A 21839-nucleotide genomic window follows, 5' to 3' on the forward strand; every position below is an offset into this window, starting at 1 on the left:
CGCCGGGTCAGCCGCCCTGGCGCAGCTGCTGGAGCTCGTCCTTCCCGGCCGACTTCGCACGTACGAGGGCCGCTGCGAGCCTCGGCAGCTCGGCGCCCTCGACGAGGTCGGCGAGTCGCCCGGCCGTGCGGGGCAGGCCGAGCAGGCCCGCGGCGTCCCTGGCGCGCCGGTCGAAGGCGGGGCGCAGCTCGGGCCACAGCCCCTGTGCCTCGCGGCAGAAGATGTCGGCGCCGACCGGGCCGATCCGCGGGAACTCCTGCAGCAGCTCACGCACCCGGCGCGGGTCCCCGTCCGCCTCCTTGCGCAGCCTCCGCAGGTCGCCGCCGTACCGTTCCCCCAGCAGTTCTGCGCCCGCCCCGAGGGCCGTGGAGGTGCTTTCGTCGTACCGCCGGTAGTGGGCCCGCCCGAGGGCGTCCACCCGCTCCTGCCAGGAGGCCCGGGCCATCTCGCGCGGGGTGCGCAGGCCTGCCGCGTACAGTTCCCGGGCGGCGGCGACGGCGATGTCGGCCCGGATCCGGGTCGAGCAGAGCAGGCAGAGGACCAGCAGCTGGTAGAGCGGCGCGGGCGTGTCGCGCAGCCGGATGCCGGCCTCCTGCGCGTGCGTCTCGCCGTACCGGTCCAGGAGGCGTTCGATCAGCGGCTCGCCCATGGCCGACTCCTTCCTCCCCGCGGTGCGGCTGCCCGGCGGCCGCCGGTTCATGCCGGCGGGGCGGCAGGGCGTACTCCGATTCGTGCCGGCGGGCGCGGATGCCGCCGTCCGCGCACGTAAACTGGGGCGAATGCACCACTCCACCGAGCCACCGGCCACGGCTCCGGCCGCGACCGCCGCCCTCGACCCCTTCGTCCGCGTGCGCGGCGCCCGGGAGAACAACCTGCGGGGCGTCGACGTGGACATCCCGCGCGACGCCCTGACCGTGTTCAGCGGGGTCTCCGGATCCGGCAAGAGCTCACTGGCCTTCGGCACGCTGTACGCGGAGGCCCAGCGCCGGTACTTCGAGTCGGTGGCCCCGTACGCCCGGCGCCTCATCCACCAGATCGGCGCCCCGAAGGTGGACTCCGTCACGGGTCTGCCGCCCGCGGTCTCGCTGGAACAGCGCCGCTCCTCCCCCGGTTCGCGGTCCTCGGTCGGCACGGTGACGCTGCTGTCCAACTCCCTGCGGATGCTGTACTCCCGGGCCGGAACCTATCCCCCGGGGGCCGAGCGGCTCGACTCCGACGCCTTCTCCCCCAACACCGCCGCCGGCGCCTGCCCCTCCTGCCACGGGCTCGGCCGGATCCACCGCACCAGCGAGGAACTCCTCGTCCCCGACCCGCGGCTGTCGATCCGCCAGGGCGCCATCGCCGCCTGGCCGGGTGCCTGGCAGGGCAAGAACCTCCGGGACATCCTGGAAGCGCTCGGCCACGACGTGGACGCGCCGTGGCAGGAGCTCGCGCAGAAGGACCGCGAGTGGATCCTGTTCACCGAGGAGCAGCCGGTGGTCACCGTGCATCCGGTGCGGGACGCCGACCGGATCCAACGGCCGTACCAGGGCACGTACATGAGCGCCCACCGCTACGTCATGCGGACCTTCTCGGACAGCAAGAGCGCCACCCTGCGGGCCCGTGCCGAGCGGTTCCTCACCGATTCCCCCTGCCCGGCGTGCGGGGGCCGGCGGCTGCGGCCGGAGGCGCTGGCCGTGACCTTCGCCGGGCGCAGCATCGCGGAGCTGGCGGCGCTGCCGCTGACGGCGCTGGACACCCTTCTGGCCGAGACGGCTCCGGCCGGTGAGGCGGCCCGGGTCCTGGCCGAGGACCTGCGCGCACGGATCGGGCCCGTCGTGGAGCTGGGGCTCGGCTACCTGAGCCTGGACCGCAGCGCACCGACCCTGTCGGCGGGCGAGCTGCAGCGGTTGCGGCTGGCGACGCAGCTGCGGTCCGGGCTGTTCGGGGTGGTGTACGTGTTGGACGAGCCGTCGGCGGGGCTGCATCCGGCCGACACGGAGGCCCTGCTGACGGTACTGGACCGGCTCAAGGCGGCCGGGAACACGGTGTTCGTGGTGGAGCACGACCTGGACGTCGTACGGCACGCGGACTGGCTGGTGGACGTGGGGCCGCTGGCCGGGGAGCACGGCGGGCAGGTGCTCCACAGCGGGCCCCCGGACGCGCTGGGCGGCGTACGGGAGTCGGCGACGGCGAGGCACCTGTTCGCCGTCCCCGAAGCGGCCGGCCCGCGGCGGGTCCGGCAGCCGACGGGGTCCGTCCGGATCAGCGGTGCCGATCTGCACAACCTGCGGGACGTGGACGCGGAGTTCCCGCTCGGCGTGTTCACCGCGGTGACGGGGGTGTCCGGGTCCGGCAAGTCGACGCTGGTGGGCCGGGTGCTCGCCCGGGAGGTCGGGGAGCGGCTCGCGGACGCACGGTTCCCGGTGCGGCGGCTGGTGGAGGTGGACCAGAAGCCGATCGGCCGGACCCCGCGGTCCAACCTGGCCACCTACACCGGGCTGTTCGACGTGGTGCGCAGGCTGTTCACGGCGGCCCCGCAGGCGCGGGCGCGCGGCTGGAAGGCGGGCCGGTTCTCCTTCAACGTGGCGGGCGGCCGGTGTGAGACCTGTCAGGGCGAGGGCTTCGTCTCGGTGGAGCTGCTGTTCCTGCCGAGTACGTACGCGCCGTGCCCGGACTGCGGGGGCGCCCGGTACAACCCGGAGACGCTTGAGGTCCGGTACGAGGGGCTGAACATCGCGGAGGTGCTGTCGCTGACGGTGGAGTCCGCCCTCCCCTTCTTCGCGGAGGTTCCGGCGGCGGTGCGCAGCCTGAGGGCGCTGGAGGACATCGGGCTGGGCTACCTGCGGCTCGGGCAGCCCGCGACGGAGCTGTCGGGCGGCGAGGCGCAGCGGATCAAGCTCGCGACGGAGCTGCAGAGGCTGCGCCACGACCACACCCTGTACCTGTTGGACGAGCCGACGACGGGGTTGCATCCGGCCGACGTGCGGGTGCTGCTGCGGCAGCTGCACGGGCTGGTGGACGCCGGGCACTCGGTGGTGGTCGTCGAGCACGACATGGAGGTGGTGGCCGGCGCGGACTGGGTCGTGGACCTGGGCCCGGGCGGCGGCGCCGAGGGCGGCCGGGTCGTCGCCTCGGGTCCCCCCGAGCGGGTGGCCCGTTCCGCGGCGAGCCGCACCGCCCCCTACCTCGCCCGCGCGCTGGCGGGGGGAGCCGGGTAGGACCGTCCGGTTGCGGGGAGCAGGCTGAAGGCGGCGATGCTCGCGGCCCACAGGACGGCCAGTGCGCACAGCACGAGCAGCAGCCAGGGCCACCGGCTGCGGACCTGCTCCAGCTCCCAGGCCCGGATCAGGACCCGGCAGTGCGCGTTCGCCGCTTGGTAGGTCATGCCGCACAGCGGCTCGGGCTCCGCCGCGGCGACGGCGCCCGCGGCCTGTTCGCGGCCCGTCGGGGCGGGCGGCAGGAGCTCGGGGTGGGAGTCCAGCCAGGTGGTGAAGGTGTCCTGCATGGCGGCGTGGCCGCGCTCGTTCGGGTGCAGGCTGTTGTGGAGCCACTTGGCGGGGCTGAAGCGCTGTGCTGCCAGCCCGTTGACCGTCTCGATGTCCACGAAGTTGATTCCGGCGGCTCCTTTCCTCCGCTCGCACAGCTGGAGCCGGTGTGTCGCGAGGCTGTCCTTCATCTCGGCCATGTAGGTGACGCCCGCTCGGTCGGCGGCTTCGCGCATGGTGGTGTCGAGCTGCTCGACGAACGTGCGGATGAAGTCGCGCTCGCCCTCCGTCAGGGCCACTCCGGTGCAGCTGCCGGCCGCGGCGATCGGCTGGGGGTAGGGCACGGCCACGACGGGCACGTCGGCGGGCAGGGCCTTGCGCAGTGACCGGTAGGTCGCGATGAGGTCCCGGCGGACTTTCGGCAGGTTGTTCACGAACGCGGGCTTCTGGGTCCGGCAGTCGCCGGGTGCCAGGCACGCCTCTCCCAGGATGGCGAAGCCGGCGTCGTTGCCACCCACCGTGACGATGACGAGGGCCGGGTGGAACGGGGTTGGCTGACGCCGCAGTCGGTCGATCTGGGTGCCCCGCTCGCCCGGTTGTGCTCGGGAGGGGCCGGGAGCCGATGCCGGGTTGAGGTTGTAGGTCCGCGCGCCGGAGCACGCGAGGAACACCATGCGGTCGAACCGCCGGCCGCTGGCGAGTCCCACGGCGTAGGCGGAGGGTGAGCGCCGGCATTCGTTGCGGCCGCCGTCGTCGGTTCCCCGGAAGTAGCTGCTCGCCCCCTCACCCGACATGTAGGAGTCGCCGAGCGCCACGAGGACCCGCTGCCCTCCGGCGGCGTCGGGCGGCGCCGGATGCTCCGGGGGTGCCGCCGCGAGCAGGCAGAGCGCCGCGAGTACGAGGGCGACATCGGCGTGCGTGTTGGAGACGACGGCCGGCAGCAGGAGCAGCGCCGCCGCGACGAGGACCGCGGCCAGCATCCAGTCCCGGCGCACGAGCCATACGCAGGACAGGGCGACCGCGACGATCACGACGAGGCCGAGGATCCCGACGGCGCCGATTCCGGCTCCGGTCCCCGCGGCGGACCGCCGGCTGCGCAGTCGGCGTACGCCCCACTCGGACAGGAGGTTGAGGCCCAGCGGGAGGAACACGAAGAGGGCCACGCCGAGGGCGATGAGCAGGGCGACGTAGAGACCGCCCTTCGCCCGGGGCAGCAGGAGGCCTGCGAGGGCCGCCGTCAGCGCGGTCACCACCATCAGGGCCGTGCCCCACGGCAGCAGGGCCCTGCTCGGGCGGCCCGGTCCGGCTCCCCGCCACGCTTCGACGAACCAGCCCAGGCCGAGCAGCAGCAGAACCGACCCCACGAGCGGCAGGGCGTCCCCCTCCGCCACCGCCGCGTGGACGACGAGGACGGCCACTCCGGCCGTGCTCAGCAGGGCGGCCGCCCGGATCAGCCAGCGCGGGGCCCGCTCGCCGGGGGCCCGCTCGTGCCCGAACCCCAGCTGTCGTCCGACGAAGACGGCACTGCACAGGCCGAAGAAGCCCAGAGCCAGGTACAGCTCCGGAAGCGGCACTCCACGGCTCGACTCCACGACGAGGAACACGGCACCCGCGACGAACAGCATCCGCGGTCCCCACCACAGCAGCGTGCCGCGCAGGTCCCGCCGGCCGGCCGATCCCGCCGGCGCGCCACCGTGCGTGTCCTCGACACCGTGCATGTGCTGCACCCTTCTGCCGCGGGTACGGCCTGTCGTGGGTACGGCCGCCGGCCCGGCTACGCGTCCCCGGGGAGCAGATGTTGGGCGAGTTCGCGGAAGCTCCAGCGGCCCTGTCTGCGGGTGAAGACCCACACCAGGTCGTAGCGGTCGGGCCAGGCGGCGGGGACGCCGAGCACCTGGTCGGCTCCGATGGCCCGGATCAGCCGGGGCATGCCGGTGTGCTCCCAGCAGACGAGGACGGGCATCGCGGCGGCCAGCGCGGCGCGCGCCAGGGCCGTTTCGGCGCCGACCGCGAACTCGGCGCGCACGGGGGTCTTCAGGGAGCTGGCCAGCGCCTGCACCGTCTGCCGACAGCGGCCGGGGGCCCCGGCCGGTCCGCCGGCCGCGAAGACGACGGCGGGGCGTGGCAGTGAGGAGCCGCCTGGCGGCAGGAAGAGGCGGTGGAGTTCCCCGGCCCGGCGCCGGCCGCGCCCCGCGAGGGATCCGGGGTCCTCGTTGCCCTGCGCGTCCTCGCCAATGTCTCCGGCGTACGGCTTCTCCGCATGCCGGATGAGCAGGAGCAGGGCGTCCTTGGGCGTGCCGGACGGGCCGGGGGCGGGGGTGCGGGGGTGGTTCTGCGCCGAGCAGCCGGCCACGGCGAGCGGGGCGAGGGCGGCGGCGGCCAGTACGGTTCGGCGGCGTGGCCCGGACCCGGCGGGGGCGTGTGGCATGGGGCCCACTGTCTCCCATGAGCCGGATCCGGCCGGGCCGCGGCGCGGCGTACGGTCGCACGAGCGCCCGGTCGGCCGATCACTGGGGCGGCCGGGGCGGATGGATGGGCGACGCGGACGGACGGCCGGCGCGGCGAGGGCGGGCGGCTCGGCCTGGTCCGCATCAGCCCCGTCAACCGGTCAACCGGTCAGCCGGTCGGATCGGGGTGCTCGTAGGGGGAGGGCACCGGGAAGTAGGCCTCCAGGAAGGCGGCGAGGGCGTGCTGCTGCTCTTGGGGGCTGAGGTCGGCCCCGGCGTCGTCGTCGGCGAGGCAGAAGGCGTCGGCCCGGCGTTCGGCGGCCAGGTCCCGGAGTCGTTCGAGGGCGTCGGCCCGGCTGGTACTGACGTAGGCGTGGCGGAGTTCGCCCTCCACGGCCCGGCCGTCGGCGAGGGCCAGGTGGGCGGCGAGCGTGACCGGGGCGAGGTCGGCGGCGCTGCGGAAGACGGAGCGGCTGGTGGCGCCGAGCCGGCCGGGCAGCCGTTCCTCGACGTGGGCGAAGAGGGAGCGGCTGAGGGCGTAGGGGGTGTGGGCCAGGATGTGCGGGTAGGTGCGGTCGGCGACCAGTTCCACGGCCTGCCGGGTGGCCTTCTGGGACGCGGTGAAGACGTCGTCTTCGGCGCAGGGGGCGCTGGGGGCCACGGCCCGCCAGTCGTGGAACACCTTGGGCAGGCCCGAGGCGAGGAAGTACTGCTGCGGGCGCTGGGGGCGACCGAGGAAGATGTCGTCGTTGAAGTACAGGAAGTGCTCGGCAAGGCCGGGGATGCGGTGCAGCTGGCTCTCGATGGCGTGCGAGTTGAAGACCGGGAGGGCGGCGGGGTCGGCGAACAGCTCGCGGTGGTCCACGACGGTGAGCCGGGGGTGCTCGGTGGCGAGCCACGGCGGGGTCTGGTCGTCGGTGACGAGGAAGACGTGCCGGATCCACGGGGCGTGGGCCGCGATGGAGCGCAGGCAGTAGCGGAGCTCGCCCCGGTCCCGGTAGCGGTTGTCGGCGTGGTCGACGACGGCCCCGGTGGCGGATCCGGCGGCCGCGGCCCGGTCGCGGCGGCGGCGCCAGGCGGGGTCTGCGGCGTCCACCCAGGTGATCACGGCGTCGACGGCGAAGTCGATGTCGTCGGGAAAGCGGCCCGCGAAGGCGTCGACGACGGGCAGGTCGCGGTCGCCGACGCGGGTGGTGGCGGTGGCTTCGAGGGAGGGCACCCACCAGCCGTACGGGGTTTCGCGCAGGCCGGCCATGGCGCCGGTGCCGGATCCTGGGGCTTCCCAGAACTCCAGGTCGCACCCGGTGTCGGGGCCGTAGGTCAGGGTACGGCCGGAGGTGGTGACGGGCTGGTGGAGCCGCAGACCCTTGACCCTCGGCGGGGCGGCGTCGGCGCCGCGGGCGTACGCGTCCTCGGCCTCGGCGGCTTCGACCGCGTCGGGAAGGGCTTCGGCGAGCACCTCCCCCAGGTCGCCGCCGCCGGCTCCGTGGCGGTCCCCGTCTCCGTCTCCGTCCCCGTCCCCGTCCCCAAGTCCGCCTCCGCCTCCGTCTCCGAGGAGGCAGGCGTAGACCGGGAGGCCGGCGAAGGCGACGGCGCAGGCCTTCAGTGCGGCGGCGCGGTCCTCCGGGGCGATCGCCACCCGGTGGGTGAGACCGCCGTCGGGCACCAGTCCGTAGGGGACGGCGGCGGCTTCGAGGGCCTCGGCCACCGCCAGCAGGTTGGCGTCCCTGGCATCGGCGGGCAGCATGTCGTCGCGCACCCGCGTGATCCGGCCCCGGTGGCGGACCAGGCCGGGCAGCCGCTCCAGCAGCTCGTCCTCGCGCGAGCGGCGAGTCGCCGCCGGCCCGCCCTCCCCCTGCGGCCCGCCTTCGCCCCGCAGGGCGGCCTCGATGCGCTCGCGTCGGGCGGCGCCCGGTTGCCCCGGCACAGCGCCCGGCTTGCGCAGCGTCCGTACGATCCGGCGCAGGCCGAAGGGGAGGGGAAGACGGGACATGCCCTGCATGGACGACCTCGCGTGACGGCGCCGGCGTGCGGCACCCGAGGTTGTGGACCTCACCCGGTGCGAAGGGAGGGTGGTGTCCGGCGGGCAGGGGCGGATGCCTCGTTCACCCCCACCTTTCCTTTGGTTCATTTTTCACGCAAGGGCCTGGGAGCTGCCGTTCGACTCTCACAGGCACTTCTCAGCTTCCGCCCCCGTGCTTGCGGACCGCGCGCAGCCACTCCTTGTTCATGGCGGCGATGGATGGCAGCGGGATGCCCTTCGGGCAGGCCGTGGCGCATTCGCCGGTCAGGGTGCAGCCGCCGAAGCCCTCGCCGTCCATCGTGGCCACCATGTCGAGCACGCGGGTCTCCCGCTCGGGCGAGCCCTGCGGCAGCACGTTCAGGTGGTTGATCTTGGCGGAGGTGAAGAGCATCGCGGAACCGTTGGGGCAGGCGGCCACGCATGCCCCGCAGCCGATGCACTCGGCGTGTTCGAAGGCGTGGTCGGCGTCCGCCTTGGGCACGGCGGTGGCGTGCGCCTCGGGGGCCGAGCCGGTCGGGGCGGTGATGTAACCGCCGGCCTGGATGATCCGGTCGAAGGCGCTGCGGTCCACGACGAGGTCCTTGACCACCGGGAAGGCGGAGGCGCGCCACGGCTCGACGTCGATGGTGTCGCCGTCGGCGAAGGAACGCATGTGGAGCTGGCAGGTGGTGGTGCGCTCCGGGCCGTGGGCGTCGCCGTTGATCACCAGGCTGCAGGCGCCGCAGATGCCCTCGCGGCAGTCGTGGTCGAAGGCGACGGGGTCCTCGCCGCGCAGGATGAGGTCCTCGTTGAGGGTGTCGAGCATCTCCAGGAAGGACATGTCCTTCGAGATGCCGTCGACCTCGTAGGAGGCCATGGCGCCGGGGGCGTCGGCGTTCTGCTGGCGCCAGACGCGCAGGGTGAGCTTCATGCGTAGCTCCGCTGGGTGGGGTGGACGTACTCGAAGACGAGGTCTTCCTTGTGCAGGACGGGGGCGGCGCCGGTGCCCTGGTACTCCCAGGCGGCGGCGTAGCCGAACTCCTCGTCGCGGCGGGCGGCCTCGCCGTCCGAGGTCTGGGACTCCTCGCGGAAGTGGCCGCCGCAGGACTCGGCGCGGTGGAGGGCGTCGAGGCACATCAGCTCGGCGAGTTCCAGGTAGTCGACGACGCGGTTGGCCTTCTCCAGGGACTGGTTGAACGCCTCGCCGCTGCCCGGGACCTTGATCCGCCGCCAGAACTCCTCGCGGATCTGCGGGATCCGGTCGAGGGCCTTGCGCAGACCGGCGTCGGTGCGGGACATGCCGCAGTACTCCCACATGAGCTCGCCGATCTCGCGGTGGAAGGAGTCGGGGGTGCGGTCGCCGTCGACGGCGAGCAGCTTCGCGAGGCAGTCGCGGGTCTCGCGGACGGCGGCCGCGGCCTCGGGGTGGCTGTCGTCGACCTCGTCCCGGTGCGGGTGGCGGGCCAGGTAGTCGTTGATGGTGGAGGGGAGCACGAAGTAGCCGTCGCCGAGGCCCTGCATGAGGGCGGAGGCGCCGAGGCGGTTGGCTCCGTGGTCGGAGAAGTTGGCCTCGCCGATCGCGAAGAGGCCCGGGATGGTGGTCTGGAGGTCGTAGTCGACCCACAGGCCGCCCATCGTGTAGTGCACGGCGGGGTAGATCCGCATGGGGACCTCGTACGGGTCCTCCGCGGTGATCCGCTCGTACATCTCGAAGAGGTTGCCGTACTTCTCGGCGACCTTGTCCCGGCCCATGCGGCGGATGGCGTCGGCGAAGTCGAGGTAGACGCCCTGGCCGCCGGGGCCGACGCCGCGGCCCTCGTCGCAGACGTTCTTGGCGGCGCGGGAGGCGATGTCGCGGGGTACGAGGTTGCCGAAGGAGGGGTAGATCCGCTCCAGGTAGTAGTCGCGCTCCTCCTCGGGGATCTCGGCGGCGGGACGGGTGTCGCCCTTGGCCTTGGGGACCCAGATGCGGCCGTCGTTGCGCAGGGACTCGCTCATCAGGGTGAGCTTGGACTGGTGGTCGCCGGTGCGCGGGATGCAAGTGGGGTGGATCTGGGTGAAGCAGGGGTTGGCGAAGTAGGCGCCGCGCCGGTGCGCCCGCCAGATGGCGGTCGCGTTGGAGTTCATGGCATTGGTGGAGAGGTAGAAGACGTTGCCGTAGCCGCCGGTCGCCAGGACCACCGCGTCGGCGTAGTACGTGCTGATCCTGCCGGTGATCAGGTCGCGGGCGACGATGCCGCGGGCGACTCCGTCGACGGTGATCAGGTCGAGCATCTCCGTGCGGGCGTGCATCTCCACGTTGCCGGCGGCGATCTGCCGCGAGAGCGCCTGGTAGGCGCCGAGCAGGAGCTGCTGGCCCGTCTGGCCGCGGGCGTAGAAGGTGCGGGAGACCTGGACGCCGCCGAAGGAGCGGGTGTCGAGGAGGCCGCCGTACTCGCGGGCGAAGGGGACGCCCTGGGCCACGCACTGGTCGATGATCTCGACGGAGATCTGGGCGAGGCGGTGGACGTTGGACTCGCGGGCCCGGAAGTCGCCGCCCTTGACGGTGTCGTAGAAGAGGCGGTGGACGGAGTCTCCGTCGTTGCGGTAGTTCTTGGCGGCGTTGATGCCGCCCTGGGCGGCGATGGAGTGGGCGCGGCGCGGTGAGTCGCTGTAGCAGAACTGGACCACGTGGTAGCCCTGCTCGGCGAGGGTCGCGCCGGCGGCACCGCCCGCCAGGCCGGTGCCGACGACGATCACGGTGTGCTTGCGGCGGTTGGCCGGGTTGACCAGCCTGGCCTCGAAGCGGCGGCGGTCCCAGCGCTCGGCGATGGGGCCGGCGGGGGCCTTGGTGTCGGCGAGGGGCTCGCCGGTGGTGTAGCGGGCGTAGTCGTTGCTCATGGTCAGCTCACCACTCCGGTCATGACGGCGACGGGCACGGAGACGAAGCCCGCGAACAGGACGAGGGCCAGGGCGTTGGCGAGGAACTTCAGGGCCCGGTCGCGGCGGGCGTTGCCCGCGCCGAGGGTCTGGGCGGCGCTCCAGAAGCCGTGCCGGACGTGCAGGCCGAGGGCGGCCATGGCGATGAGGTAGATCGTGTTGCCGTACCAGGTGGAGAAGGTGGCGAGGACGTTCTGGTACGGGTGGCCGGCCCATGCGCGCTCGTTGACGGTGAGCGTGGTGAGGTCGAGCAGGTGCCAGACGATGAACAGCGCGAGGATGATGCCGCCCCAGCGCATGGTGCGGGTGGCGTAGCCGGCGCGGCGGCGCTTGTGGGCGTACTTCACGGGCCGCGCCTTGATGTCCCGCCGGCTGAGCTGGTACGCGGACACGCCGTGGGCGAGCACGGAGGCCAGCAGGACGACGCGGGCCGCCCACAGGCCCCAGTGGCTGTGCAGGAACGGTTCGCCCATGTGCCGGAGCCAGTGCGCGTAGGCGTTGAACTCCTCGGGCCCGAAGAAGATCTTGAGGTTGCCCATCATGTGGACGACCAGGTACCCGAGCATGATCAACCCGGAGACCGCCATGACGGCCTTCTTGCCGACGGTGGAGTCCCAGAGCATGCGCGGGGTGGACGGCCGTCGGCCCGTCCGGGTTGCCAGAGCCATGTCGTCGACGGTAGGGACCAAGGGGCGAGAGGTCCAAGACATGATGGTGCTGATCTCGATAGGGTTTCCCTATTCAGCGGCGTATGCTGGGGAGATGCAGTTCCAGCAGCTCCTCTATTTCGTGGCGGTCGCCGAGACCCGGCACTTCACCCGGGCAGCGGAGCGGGTGCACGTGGCCCAGCCCTCGCTCTCCCAGCAGATCAAGGCGCTCGAACGGGAGCTGGGGGCCGAGCTGTTCAGCCGGGCACGGGGGAACATCACGCTCACGGATGCGGGTGAGGCGCTGCTGCCCCTGGCCCGGCGGATCCTGGCCGACGCGGACACCGCGCGGCTGGAGGTGCAGGAGCTGGCGCAGCTGCGGCGCGGGCGGATCCGGCTGGGGGCCACGCCGAGCGTGTGCACGGGCCTGCTGCCCGATGTGCTGCGGGCCTTCCACACCGCGCATCCGGGGATCGAGCTGCTGATCGAGGAGAGCGGTTCGCTGGACCTCGTACGGGAGCTCGCGCGCGGGGCCCTGGACCTGGCGCTGATCGCCCTGCCGCTGCCGCCCTCGGCTCCGGCGCTGACCACGGTGGAGCTGCTGACGGAGGACCTGGTGGTGGTGTCCTCGGCGCAGCTGCCGCCCCCGGCGGGCGGCGGGCCGCTCACCGTGTCGGCGCTGCGGGACGAGCCGATGGTGATGTTCCGCCACGGCTACGACCTGCGGGACCTGACGATGGCCGCCTGCCGGGCGGAGGGTTTCGAGCCGGTGTTCACGGTGGAGGGCGGGGAGATGGACGCCGTCCTGGGCTTCGTCCGGGCGGGGCTGGGGGTGGCGGTGGTCCCGGCGATGGTCGTCGAACACGCGGGGCCGGGCCTGCGCGCGACGCCCCTGGCGGGCTCCCCCTTGCGCCGCACGATCGCCCTGGCCCACCGCACGGACGTAGCTCCCCCCCGCGCGGCCCGCGAACTGCGCCGCATGCTCCTGGACTGACGCACAGCGGTGCGGGCGCGGGCCGCTGGGCGGCTGGGCGGCCTGGGCGGCCTGGGCCGCGGGGCCGCCTGGGCGGGGCGAGCTTCGGCCGCCTCGGCCGCGGTGCCCGGCCGGCCCGACGGTGCACCCTCCCGGGCCGGGTCCGCCGGCGCCACACCGCCCGCCGACCTGGGTGGTGCGCCTGGCCGCCTGGGCCGCGGGGCAGCTTCGCGCCCGCGGAGCCCAGCCAGGCCGACCGGTGCCCCTGTCGGGCCAGGTCCGCCGGCGCCACACTGCCCGGCCAAACCCCCTGGTGCGCCTGGCCACCTGGGTCGCCTGGGTCGCCTGGCTCGCCTGGGCAGATGGTGGCTTTGGCCACGTTGCCCGACCGGTCCGCGGGGTTACCCCGGCCGCCTCGGGGCGCCTGGTCCGACCGGCCCGCACTTCCCAGCCCGTCCGGAGGGTCCGCAAGGCCACGCTGCCCGGCCCCGGTGCGCCTGCGCCGCCCGAGCCACCGGGCCACACCGTCCGACGGATGCACTTGATCCGCCTCGGGCACCCCGGACAACCCGGGCCACGCCGTCCGACCGTGGACCCGGTCGCCTGAGCCGCACCGTCCGACCGGTCCGGCCTGTGCGGTAGGTCCGTCACCGCCACCTGGGGCACGCTGCCCGACCGGTCCGGCAGATGCGCCCTGTCCGGGCGGTCCGCCGGAGCCACGCCGGCAGGCCGGTCCCGCCCGGGTGCGCCTGGCCACGTGGCGGCACTGCCCGGCCGGTCCGCCAGAGCCGCACGGCCACGCTGCCCGCCCGGCGCGCCTGATCCGACACGGGCACCCCGGACGAACCCGGGCCACGCCGTTCGGCCGGTGCACTTTGCCGCCTGGGCCACACCGTCCGAGCGGAACGGCCGGTGCGCCAGGTCCGCCACCCCAGGCCACGCTGTCCGGCCGGTCCGGCAGGAGCACCTTGGCCGGGCGGTCCACCAGAGCCACGCCGGCAGGCCAGTCCCAGGGCGCGCCTGGCCGCCTGGCCGCCTGGAGCGGTGGTCCGCCACGGGCACCCCGGACAACCCGGGCCATGCCGTCCGACGGGTCCGACAGGTGCGCCCTGTCCGGGCGATCCGCCAGAGCCACGCCGGTAACCCGGTCCGCCCGAGTGCGCCAAGGCCATCTGGGCCTCACGGCTCGGCCGGTCGGCCCGGTCACGCTGCCCGCCCGGTGAGCCGGGTCCGCCACGTCCACCCCGGGCCACACCGTCCGACCGGTGCATGTAGTCCGCCACCGCCACCGGGCCACGCTGCCCGGCCAGCCTCCTTGGTGCACCTGACCGCTAGGCCGCGCTGCGCAGCCGGTCCGCAGGGTCCGCCGGGCCAACCGGCCGTCCGCGCGCCCTGGTCCGCCACGGGCACCCCGGACCACACTGGCAGATACGCCTGGTGCGCCTGCGCCGCCAGGGCCGTGGGGGGGCACGTTGCCCGGCCCTGCGCCGGATCCGCTACCGACACCCCGGACCACGCCGTCTGGCGCGTGCGCCTGGTCCGGGCGGCCCGGGCGGTCATCCGGGGCATCTGGCCGCTCGGCCCGCATTACCGGGATAGCCGGCCTACCCAGTCCGCCCGGCCCACGGGTCCGCCCCGGGCCCAGCCGCGCAGCTGACCCAGCGACCCAGCCGGGAGACCCACCCGGCTCGGCCCGGCCGGGGCCGTCGGGCCGCCGGGCCGGCGGCGGGCGCCGTCAGGCCTTGCGTGCCGGTAGGGCGTGGTCGAGGCCTTCGGCGAGCATTCCGAAGGCCCGGTCCGCGTCCGCGACGGCGGCCGGGTGGGCTTCGTCGGCGGTCAGGCCGGCTTCGATGCGGCGCCAGTTCTCCCGGCCCAGCTCGTGACGGACCGCCACCAGGTGCATGGCCGCGAGGCGGGCCGCGAGAGGCTCCACCGACTCCTCTTCGAGCACCGCCGCGAGCAGCTCCACCTCCCGGGCCGTGTAGTGGGCGAGCCGCGTTTCCAGGCTCGCCGTGGAGTACACCAGCCGCACGAACGCGATCACGTTCGGATGGTCGCAGAGTCCGGCGATCGGATCCCGCTCGGCCAGCGCCGCCAGGAAGTGCGCGCGCACGGCACCCAGGGGCGTCTGTCCGGCGGCGCGTTGGCGGACGATGCGCGCCACCTCGTCCTGGTGGTCGGCGAAGCGGTCGAGGACCAGGTCCTCCTTGCTCGGGAAGTAACGGAAGAGGGTGGGTTTGGAGACCTCGGCCGCCGCCGCGACATCCGCGACGGACACCGCATCGAAGCCCCGCTCCAGGAAGAGCTCCAGCGCCGTGGCCGCCAACTGGCGGCGCGTGCGGAGCTTCTTGTTCTCGCGCAGACCGGTCACGTTCTCCATGGCCGCAAGCGTACCACGAACGAGTGACCGAGTCATTTTCTTAACCGGGTTGCGTTTTCTCTCGACAACCGCTTTCCTTGAGACATCGACGAGGAGAGGACATCCGATGACCGACGTACTGATCGCGGGCTCCGGCCCCACGGGACTGACCCTGGCGTGCACCCTCGCCCTGCGGGGGGCGGCCGTGCGCGTGATCGACCGGCGGGCCGCCCCACACCGCGAGTCCCGGGGCAAGGGGCTCCAGCCCAGCAGCCTTGAGGTCTTCGAAGAGCTCGGCGTGGCCCGTCCCCTGACGGCCATCGGCAACAGCGGCGTGGTCCTGCGCAAGTACTTCGACGGAGCACACGTCAACGACACTCCCGTGGCCGGCGGCCTGCTGATAGGGCAGTGGCAGATCGAGGAGGCGCTGCGCGAGCGGCTCGCCGTACTGGGCGTACGGGTCGAGTACGGGGCCGAGCTGACCGGAATCACCCAGGACGCGGCGGGGATTCGCGCGGAGCTGGCGGACGGCAGCGTGATCGGAGCCGGCTATCTCGCCGGGTGCGACGGCGGGCACAGCACCACGCGGAAGCTCCTTGGCATTCCCTTCGAGGGGAGCGGGGAGGAGGAGCCCGCCATGGTCCTCGGCGATGTCAGGGCTCCCGGGCTCAGCCGGGACTTCTGGCACCAGTGGTTCACGTCGCAAGGCGGCGGGATACTGCTTTGCCCGATGCCGGGGACGGACACCTTCCAGCTCCAGGCGTCGCCCGAGCAGGGCGAGCGGGGCGAGCTGCTGCCGCCTTCGCTGGAGAGCTTCCAGCGGCTCTTCGACCGGCATGCCCGGATGCCGGGCATCCGGCTCGCGGATCCCACCTGGCTCTCCGCCTGGCGGGTCAACGTCCGTATGGCCACCCGGATACGCGAGGGCCGGGTCTTCCTTGCCGGGGACGCCGCGCACGTCCACCCGATAGCCGGCGGGCTGGGCATGAACACCGGCATCCAGGACGCGGCGGCGCTGGGCCGAACGCTGGCCGCCGCCCTCGCCGGGGACGCCGGGCAGGAAGGGCTCGACGCATACCAGGCAGAGCGGCTGCCGGTGGCCGCCGAGGTACTGGCCGACACGGCGCGGCGGTACGAGCGGGTCGTGGCGGCCGTCCGGACGCCGGGCGTGGGGACGGAGGCCGGGCTGGACTGACGGGCGCCCGCCGCCGGGCCGCCCCGGGGTCCCGGTCGGGCTCCGATCGGGTCCGGCCGTGCGGCGGGGCGGGCGGCTGGAAGGACGTCAGGAAGGAGTGGGTACGGCGTCCGAGAGGGAGAGCATGTGGATGCGGTCGGGGGCTCCCGGGCGGGCGTAGTACCAGCCCTGGGCGGTGTCGCAGCCGAGGTCGCGCAGCTGTGCAGCCTGGGCGCCGGTCTCCACGCCCTCGACGGTGACGGCGAGTTCGAGGCTGTGGGCCAGGGCCACGATGCCTTCGACGATCTTGACGTCGACGGGGTTGGCGGGTTGCTGCTGCATCCCCTTGGTGAAGGAGCGGTCCAGTTTCAGCACGCTGACGGGCAGGCGTCGCAGGTTCGCCAGATTCGAATAGCCCGTGCCGAAGTCGTCGAGGGCGATGTCCACACCCAGGGCGGCGAGCCGGCGCAGCGGTTCCAGGAGTTCGTCGTCGGCGCCGATCAGGGCCGACTCGGTGACCTCCAGGCACAGCGCGCCCGGGGCGAGGCCGGAGTTCTCCAGGACCGCCACCGTGTCGGCGACCAGGCCGGGGTGGTGCAGCTGGGTCGGCGAGAGGTTGACGTTGATCCGCAGGGAGGAGCCGCCGTGCTCGCGCTGCCAGGTGCGGGCCTGGCGGACCGACTCCTCCAGGACCCAGCGGCCGAGCGGCACGATCAGCCCGGTCCGCTCGGCGAGCGGGATGAAGCGGTCCGGGCCGAGGACCCCGTACTGGGGGTGCGACCAGCGCACCAGTGCCTCGGCGCCGTGGATGCTGCCGTCGTGCATGTGGACCAGCGGCTGGTACTCGATGAAGAACTCGCCGCGTTCCAGAGCCGCCGGAAGGGCGTTGGTCAGGCCGTGGCGGGTGATGGCACGGGCGTCGGCCTCGGCGTCGGCGAACTCGAAGCGGTTGCCGCCGGCCGCCTTGGCCCGGTACATGGTGATGTCGGCGCTGCGCAGCACTTCCGCCGGGGTGCGCTCACCGGCCGGGCCCTCGACGATGCCGATGCTGCCGCGCACCGACAGTTCGCGGCCCTCGATCCGGATCGGCGCGGACAGGGCGGACAGGATGCGCACGGCGAGTTCGGTCACCTTCTCCTCGGTGTCGGAGCCGGTGGTCAGCGCCACGAACTCGTCGCCGCCGAGCCGGGCGACCACCTCGCCGGGGCCGGTCGCGCAGCTCTGCAGCCGGTCGGCGACCTCGACCAGCAGGCGGTCGCCGGCGGAGTGGCCGAGGCTGTCGTTGACCGCCTTGAAGCCGTCCAGGTCCAGGTAGCACAGGCCGAAGCGGCCGGCTGCGCCGGGCAGGCCGGAGCCGCCGAGGGCCTTCTCCAGGCGCTCGAAGAAGAGCGTCCGGTTCGGCAGGCCGGTCAGTGCGTCGTGGGTCGCCTCGTAGCGCAGGCGCAGGTTCAGCAGCCGGCGCTCGGTGGTGTCCTCCATCAGGGCCAGCTGGTACTGCGGTACGCCGTCGGCGTCGCGCAGCAGCGACACCGTCAGGTTGGTCCACAGCACGGTCCCGTCGTGCCGGTAGTACGGCTTCTCGACGCGGTAGCTCTCGCGCTCCCCGCGCACGAGCTCGCCGTACATGCGCCAGACGTGCGGGGTGTCGTCGGGGTGTCCCCACTCGCTGACGTTGCGGCCCCGGACGTGCCCGTCCATGCCGCCGAACATCCGCAGCAGCGCCTCGTTGACCTCCAGGACGTTGCCCTCCAGGTCGGCGATGCCGATGCCGATGGCCGCGCCTTCGAAGACGGCCCGGAAGCGTTCCTCGCTGGCGTGCAGGGCCTGCTGGGCGTCGATGCGGGCGGTCAGTGCGGAGCGCGCGATGGCCTCCTGCTCCTTGAGGGTGCGCTCGCGCAGGGCGCGGGCGAAGCCCGCCGCGATGCCGTGCTGGAGCCGCGCGCACCGGGCCCGGTACTCCTCTGCACCGTCCGCGCCGGAGCCGTCGGGCCCGCAGTAGAGCACGAGGTAGGACTCGATCACGCCGAGCGTGCCGGCCAGCGCCTCCGGGTCGGTGCAGTGCACGGCGACGAGTTCGGCCCCGACGCGCTGGGCGGCGCTCGCGTCGAAGGGCCGGGCGTGCAGGGCCTCGACGAGCGTCCGGGTGAGCGGCACGAGGTGCTGTTCGAACTCGACCCGGGTCAGCGAGGTCGCCGTGACGGGGAAGATCGCGCGTCCCCAGATCGTCGCGAACCGGGCGATCCGGTCCTCCAGACCGCTCTGCAGCGCGCCGGGGCCCGTCGGCGTCGCCGACGGGCCGGTGGGCGGCGCGGTGGTCCGTCCGCCCTGCGCGGGCACCGCGTTCTTCGGGGTCGGTGTGCCGGAAGGCACCGCGGCCGGGGATCTCACGCCTTGCGTCCCACTCCGCCGAAGCCGGAGAACGCGTACGGGTCCTCCGGCGCCTCACCGTCCTGCGGTTCCTCGCTGCCGTCCGGGCGCCAGTTCGGCATCGACACGACGCCCGGCTCGATCAGCTCGAAACCGTCGAAGAAGCGGGCGATCTGCTCGCCGCTGCGCATCACCAGCGGGTTGCGGATGTCCCGGTAGACGCCCACGGTGCCGGCCGCGACCTCCTCGGAGAGCGGGATGCCCTCGTACGAGGCGTGCGTCAGGACCAGCAGGCTGCCGGGGGCCAGCACGTCGCGCAGCTCGGCGACGGCGGCGTACGGGTCGTCCGCGTCCTCCAGGAAGTGCAGGACGGCGACGAGGAGCAGGGCGACCGGCCGCTCCAGGTCCAGGAGCCGGGTCGCCTCGGGGGCGGCCAGGATGTCCCTGGGCTTGCGCAGGTCGGCGGCGACGACGCCGGCGTGGTCGTTGCCCGCCAGGACGGCCTGGCTGTGGGCGACGGCCACCGGGTCGTGGTCGACGTAGACGACGCGTGCTTCGGGGCTGGCCGCCTGGGCGATCTCGTGGACGTTGCCGAAAGTCGGGATGCCGGAGCCGATGTCGAGGAACTGGGTGACGCCCTGCGCGACGGCGTAGCGGACGGCGCGGCGCATGAAGGCGCGGTTCGCCTGCATGATCTTGGGCAGGCCCGGCATGAACTCCATGGCGCGGCGGGCGGCCTGTCGGTCGACCTCGAAGTTGTGGGAGCCGCCCAGGTAGTAGTCATAGATGCGGGACACGCTCGGCACCGATATGTCGATACCTGGCGGGGCCCAGGCGGGGCGCTCCATCGCGGTCTCCAAGCCGTAGTCCTGCGCGTCTTTCCGGGGTCGGACGCCTGTCCGAGCCGAATGTACTGATCATTGGCCAACGGAGCGAGCAAAAGCGGAAATTGGTGATCCGTTCTTCATCACACACCCAAGGCCTCCAGAGCCCCGCACGTACCGGTTGACCGGGGCTGACGGATCATGTTCGGGAATGATCGAATTGGCGATCGGACGGCTTCCGTTTATGGCTCAAACCTCTACGGTCCACGCGCCACCCGTTCAGGCGAACCACGGCCGACCGCCGCGTGCGCGGGTGCGGGCGAGCCCATGCTCCCGGGGTGAACAGTGCCCGTACCAGGCGCGTACTGGTCGTCCCGGTCCTGGTGTGGGCGGCGTGGTCCGCCGCCCCGGCCGTGGCCGATAGCTGCGCCTACGCGACGATCGAAACCGGCGGTTCCGCGGGCGCCGGCAGCCTGGTCGCGGTCGCCGCCGCCAGCGGGTCAGGCGACGGCCGGGGTGGCGGACATCACGGCGGAGGACACGGCCGCGGCGACGGCCACGGCGACGGGCGGGGCGACGGGCGGGGCCGCGGCGGCCATCACGGCGGGGGCGGCGGCGGCCACCACTGCCCGCCGCCGCCTCCCCCGCCGTGCCCGCCGAAGCCGACGCCCACCCCGACGCCCACGCCGACCCCTAGCCCGAAGCCCACCCCGCCGCCCCCGCCGAAGCCGACGCCGCCGCCCGCCCCCCGGCCCACACCGCCACCGCCACCACCGCCACCGGCGGCGAAGCCGGCGCCGAAGCCCGAGCCGCCCGCGCCCGCCCCGCCGAAACCACCGGCGCCCGCTCCGGCGCCGCCGCGCCCGGCCCCGGCACCCACGCCCGCAGTGACCCCGCCGCCCCCGAAGAAGCCGGTGGCCCGGCCCGTGTACCACGCGGCGGCCCGCAAACCGGCGGAGCACCACATCTCACCGGTGACCTTCACCCTGATGACCGCGGCCCCCGCAGTGCTCGCGATCGTCGCGCTGCGCCCGCGCTAGCCCGCCCGTACGAGAACGATTGGGAGTCATCTTGTCGGAATGGCTCGTCCTGACCCTCGCAATGGCCGCGGCCTGCGCCGTCGTGCTGTCCATCGCCTTCTTCAACCACCGCCGGATCCGCGACGACGACGACCCGAACGAGACTCCGGACGTCATCGAGTACATGACCATGATGATCGGGGTGATCTACGCGATCGTGCTGGGCCTGGCGATCGCCGGCGTCTGGGAGGGCCGCGGTGCCGCCCAGGAGTACGTCCGCCAGGAGGCCCAGGCCCTGCACGAGATCAGCGTCCGCTCCGAGGTCTACCCGCCCGAGGTCCGCAAGAAGATCCGGGCCGACGTGGACGCGTACGTGACGCACGTGGTGGACACCGAGTGGAAGGAGATGGCCGACCACGCCCGGCTCACGGACCGCAGCGGGGAACTACTCGACCGCATCCGCCGGGACGTGACGGACTACGAGCCGCAGACGGACCACGAGGGGCAGGCCTACCAGCCGCTGGTGGACCAGGTGGCGCTGGTCGACGACGCCCGCAACGCCCGCGGCCAGAGCGCCGGGGCGACGATGCCGGGGGTGGTCTGGTTCGGGCTGGTCACCGGAGCCCTGGTCACGGTGGGCCTGATCTTCACCTTGCAGATCCGGCGCTCGTTCCGGGAAATGCTGCTGGCCGGCCTGTTCAGCGCGCTGATCGCGTTCCTGCTGTTCCTGATCTGGGACTTCGACGCACCCTTCGGGCGCGGCATCTCGGCCACCGCCGAGCCCTTCTTCGCGCAGTTCCCGCACTTGGGGCAGGGCGATTGAAGCGGGCGGCCCGCCAAACCGGTACCGGGGCCGTCTTCCCCGGTTCGGCCCAGCGCCGTGACCCGTTCGCCCGTTCCTGATCGCGGGTCGCGGCGTCCGCCCCTAGCGTGGCAGACATCGAGGCGCACGCGCCCCCACGTGCGGAAACCCTTCCGCGGCCTGCTCCTCGGGGATCCGGAGAATCAACCATGGGTGCGATACGTACCTCCGCCATAGCCCTGCTGAGCGCCGGCGCCACGGGCGCCGTACTCGCGCTCGGTACGGCGGGCACGCCTGCCGCCCTTGCGGCCGAGGCCCAGCCCGTCACGTCTTTCGGCTTTGCCATCACCCCGTCGATCGTGGCCCCGGGCGGCCAGGTGGTGCTCTCGGTCAGCGGCTGCGATTCCGCCTACACCACCGTCTCCTCCGGGGTCTTCGACACCGTGAGCATCCAACGCGGCCAGAGCACGCGGGTCACGGTGGACCGCGACGCGCGGCGCGGAGCCGTCTACTCCGTCTCCTTCACCTGCAACGGCGAGACCGGTTCCACCGATCTCACGATCGCCGGCGGGAGCACCGTGCCGACCACCAGTTCCACCTCCACCGCCACCAGGAGCAGTGCCGCCTCGCTGGGCGTGCGCGGCGGACTGGGCGGCAGCGTCGCCGGGATGGACCCCTGGGAGCTGGGCGCGGGTACGGCCCTTCTCCTCGCCGCCGCGGGAGGCACGGCGTACACGCTCCGCCGCCGCCACTCCCGGCGCAGCCACTGAGCCCGTGCGGCCCGATGCGGCTCGAACGACCGCCGACCACCCGATCACCGACCGCCGGTCGCCCCGATT

18 protein-coding genes are annotated in these 21839 nt (G+C 73.5%); 6 read left to right on the top strand and 12 right to left on the bottom strand.

The window, feature by feature from the left end; all coding sequences use genetic code 11:
* Positions 1-7: 7 nt before the first annotated feature.
* Positions 8-649, bottom strand: a complete 642-nt coding sequence (locus AB0B01_RS21375) for an endonuclease (protein WP_361721240.1) — start codon at positions 647-649, stop codon at positions 8-10.
* A 130-nt stretch (positions 650-779) separates the two neighbouring features.
* Between AB0B01_RS21375 and AB0B01_RS21380 the strand changes: the two genes are divergently transcribed.
* On the top strand, positions 780-3200 hold the full coding sequence (locus AB0B01_RS21380; RefSeq protein ID WP_361721243.1) for an excinuclease ABC subunit UvrA: 2421 nt from the start codon (positions 780-782) through the stop codon (positions 3198-3200).
* On the opposite strand, the gene AB0B01_RS21385 is transcribed toward AB0B01_RS21380, so the two are convergent.
* From AB0B01_RS21385 to AB0B01_RS21410, 6 genes are all read right to left on the bottom strand, one after another.
* Complete coding sequence (locus AB0B01_RS21385; protein WP_361721246.1) at positions 3164-5185, bottom strand: SGNH/GDSL hydrolase family protein; 2022 nt, start codon at positions 5183-5185, stop codon at positions 3164-3166. The two genes, AB0B01_RS21380 and AB0B01_RS21385, sit on opposite strands and share 37 nt — an antisense overlap.
* Positions 5186-5241: 56 nt before the next feature.
* Positions 5242-5895 (bottom strand): hypothetical protein, encoded by a 654-nt coding sequence (locus tag AB0B01_RS21390; protein ID WP_361721249.1) that lies wholly within the window; start codon positions 5893-5895, stop codon positions 5242-5244.
* A gap of 188 nt (positions 5896-6083) precedes the next feature.
* Positions 6084-7907, bottom strand: a complete 1824-nt coding sequence (locus AB0B01_RS21395; protein WP_361721252.1) for a stealth conserved region 3 domain-containing protein — start codon at positions 7905-7907, stop codon at positions 6084-6086.
* Between the two features lie 187 nt (positions 7908-8094).
* Positions 8095-8847, bottom strand: a complete 753-nt coding sequence (locus tag AB0B01_RS21400) for a succinate dehydrogenase/fumarate reductase iron-sulfur subunit (protein ID WP_361721255.1) — start codon at positions 8845-8847, stop codon at positions 8095-8097.
* Positions 8844-10796, bottom strand: coding sequence for a fumarate reductase/succinate dehydrogenase flavoprotein subunit (locus AB0B01_RS21405; protein WP_361721258.1), 1953 nt, complete (start codon positions 10794-10796; stop codon positions 8844-8846). Before AB0B01_RS21405 ends, AB0B01_RS21400 begins: the two co-directional genes overlap by 4 nt.
* A gap of 2 nt (positions 10797-10798) precedes the next feature.
* Positions 10799-11503 (bottom strand): succinate dehydrogenase cytochrome b subunit, encoded by a 705-nt coding sequence (locus AB0B01_RS21410; RefSeq protein WP_361721261.1) that lies wholly within the window; start codon positions 11501-11503, stop codon positions 10799-10801.
* Positions 11504-11597: 94 nt separating this feature from the next.
* Here AB0B01_RS21410 and AB0B01_RS21415 point away from each other — a divergent pair, with 94 nt between their 5' ends.
* A complete protein-coding gene (locus AB0B01_RS21415) occupies positions 11598-12476 on the top strand; it encodes a LysR substrate-binding domain-containing protein (RefSeq protein WP_361721264.1) in 879 nt (292 codons plus the stop codon).
* Between the two features lie 1714 nt (positions 12477-14190).
* On the opposite strand, the gene AB0B01_RS21420 is transcribed toward AB0B01_RS21415, so the two are convergent.
* Positions 14191-14835: a TetR family transcriptional regulator gene (locus AB0B01_RS21420; protein WP_361721267.1), complete on the bottom strand. Its 645-nt coding sequence runs from the start codon at positions 14833-14835 to the stop codon at positions 14191-14193.
* Positions 14836-14941: 106 nt separating this feature from the next.
* Between AB0B01_RS21420 and AB0B01_RS21425 the strand changes: the two genes are divergently transcribed.
* A complete protein-coding gene (locus AB0B01_RS21425) occupies positions 14942-16009 on the top strand; it encodes an FAD-dependent monooxygenase (protein ID WP_361721270.1) in 1068 nt (355 codons plus the stop codon).
* Between the two features lie 87 nt (positions 16010-16096).
* Here the strand turns inward: AB0B01_RS21425 and AB0B01_RS21430 are convergent, their stop codons facing one another.
* The 4 genes from AB0B01_RS21430 to AB0B01_RS21445 all read right to left on the bottom strand — a co-directional run bounded on the left by AB0B01_RS21430 (position 16097) and on the right by AB0B01_RS21445 (position 20059).
* Positions 16097-18241 (bottom strand): EAL domain-containing protein, encoded by a 2145-nt coding sequence (locus AB0B01_RS21430; RefSeq protein ID WP_361721348.1) that lies wholly within the window; start codon positions 18239-18241, stop codon positions 16097-16099.
* A gap of 131 nt (positions 18242-18372) precedes the next feature.
* On the bottom strand, positions 18373-19203 hold the full coding sequence (locus tag AB0B01_RS21435) for an SAM-dependent methyltransferase (RefSeq protein ID WP_361721351.1): 831 nt from the start codon (positions 19201-19203) through the stop codon (positions 18373-18375).
* Between the two features lie 476 nt (positions 19204-19679).
* Positions 19680-19802 (bottom strand): hypothetical protein, encoded by a 123-nt coding sequence (locus AB0B01_RS21440; RefSeq protein ID WP_361721273.1) that lies wholly within the window; start codon positions 19800-19802, stop codon positions 19680-19682.
* A complete protein-coding gene (locus tag AB0B01_RS21445; RefSeq protein ID WP_361721276.1) occupies positions 19778-20059 on the bottom strand; it encodes a hypothetical protein in 282 nt (93 codons plus the stop codon). Before AB0B01_RS21445 ends, AB0B01_RS21440 begins: the two co-directional genes overlap by 25 nt.
* A gap of 7 nt (positions 20060-20066) precedes the next feature.
* Between AB0B01_RS21445 and AB0B01_RS21450 the strand changes: the two genes are divergently transcribed.
* From AB0B01_RS21450 to AB0B01_RS21460, 3 genes are all read left to right on the top strand, one after another.
* On the top strand, positions 20067-20219 hold the full coding sequence (locus AB0B01_RS21450; RefSeq protein ID WP_361721279.1) for a hypothetical protein: 153 nt from the start codon (positions 20067-20069) through the stop codon (positions 20217-20219).
* Between the two features lie 31 nt (positions 20220-20250).
* Positions 20251-21021 carry a hypothetical protein gene (locus AB0B01_RS21455; RefSeq protein ID WP_361721282.1) on the top strand — a complete coding sequence of 257 codons (771 nt, stop codon included), beginning with the start codon at positions 20251-20253 and terminating at the stop codon, positions 21019-21021.
* Between the two features lie 188 nt (positions 21022-21209).
* The gene (locus tag AB0B01_RS21460) at positions 21210-21770 is read left to right on the top strand and encodes a hypothetical protein (RefSeq protein WP_361721285.1); all 561 of its coding nucleotides are present in this window, start codon (positions 21210-21212) and stop codon (positions 21768-21770) included.
* The last annotated feature ends 69 nt before the right edge of the window (positions 21771-21839 follow it).

It is taken from the genome of Streptomyces sp. NPDC044571 (assembly GCF_040647115.1).
GTDB lineage: Bacteria > Actinomycetota > Actinomycetes > Streptomycetales > Streptomycetaceae > Streptomyces.

Excerpts from the sequence above, each read along its gene's own strand:
- AB0B01_RS21375 (WP_361721240.1), bottom strand. The coding sequence starts at position 649 with ATGGGCGAGCCGCTGATCGAACGCCTCCTGGACCGGTACGGCGAGACG.
- AB0B01_RS21380 (WP_361721243.1), top strand. The coding sequence starts at position 780 with ATGCACCACTCCACCGAGCCACCGGCCACGGCTCCGGCCGCGACCGCC.
- AB0B01_RS21385 (WP_361721246.1), bottom strand. The coding sequence starts at position 5,185 with ATGCACGGTGTCGAGGACACGCACGGTGGCGCGCCGGCGGGATCGGCC.
- AB0B01_RS21390 (WP_361721249.1), bottom strand. The coding sequence starts at position 5,895 with ATGCCACACGCCCCCGCCGGGTCCGGGCCACGCCGCCGAACCGTACTG.
- AB0B01_RS21395 (WP_361721252.1), bottom strand. The coding sequence starts at position 7,907 with ATGTCCCGTCTTCCCCTCCCCTTCGGCCTGCGCCGGATCGTACGGACG.
- AB0B01_RS21400 (WP_361721255.1), bottom strand. The coding sequence starts at position 8,847 with ATGAAGCTCACCCTGCGCGTCTGGCGCCAGCAGAACGCCGACGCCCCC.
- AB0B01_RS21405 (WP_361721258.1), bottom strand. The coding sequence starts at position 10,796 with ATGAGCAACGACTACGCCCGCTACACCACCGGCGAGCCCCTCGCCGAC.
- AB0B01_RS21410 (WP_361721261.1), bottom strand. The coding sequence starts at position 11,503 with ATGGCTCTGGCAACCCGGACGGGCCGACGGCCGTCCACCCCGCGCATG.
- AB0B01_RS21415 (WP_361721264.1), top strand. The coding sequence starts at position 11,598 with ATGCAGTTCCAGCAGCTCCTCTATTTCGTGGCGGTCGCCGAGACCCGG.
- AB0B01_RS21420 (WP_361721267.1), bottom strand. The coding sequence starts at position 14,835 with ATGGAGAACGTGACCGGTCTGCGCGAGAACAAGAAGCTCCGCACGCGC.
- AB0B01_RS21425 (WP_361721270.1), top strand. The coding sequence starts at position 14,942 with ATGACCGACGTACTGATCGCGGGCTCCGGCCCCACGGGACTGACCCTG.
- AB0B01_RS21435 (WP_361721351.1), bottom strand. The coding sequence starts at position 19,203 with ATGGAGCGCCCCGCCTGGGCCCCGCCAGGTATCGACATATCGGTGCCG.
- AB0B01_RS21460 (WP_361721285.1), top strand. The coding sequence starts at position 21,210 with ATGGGTGCGATACGTACCTCCGCCATAGCCCTGCTGAGCGCCGGCGCC.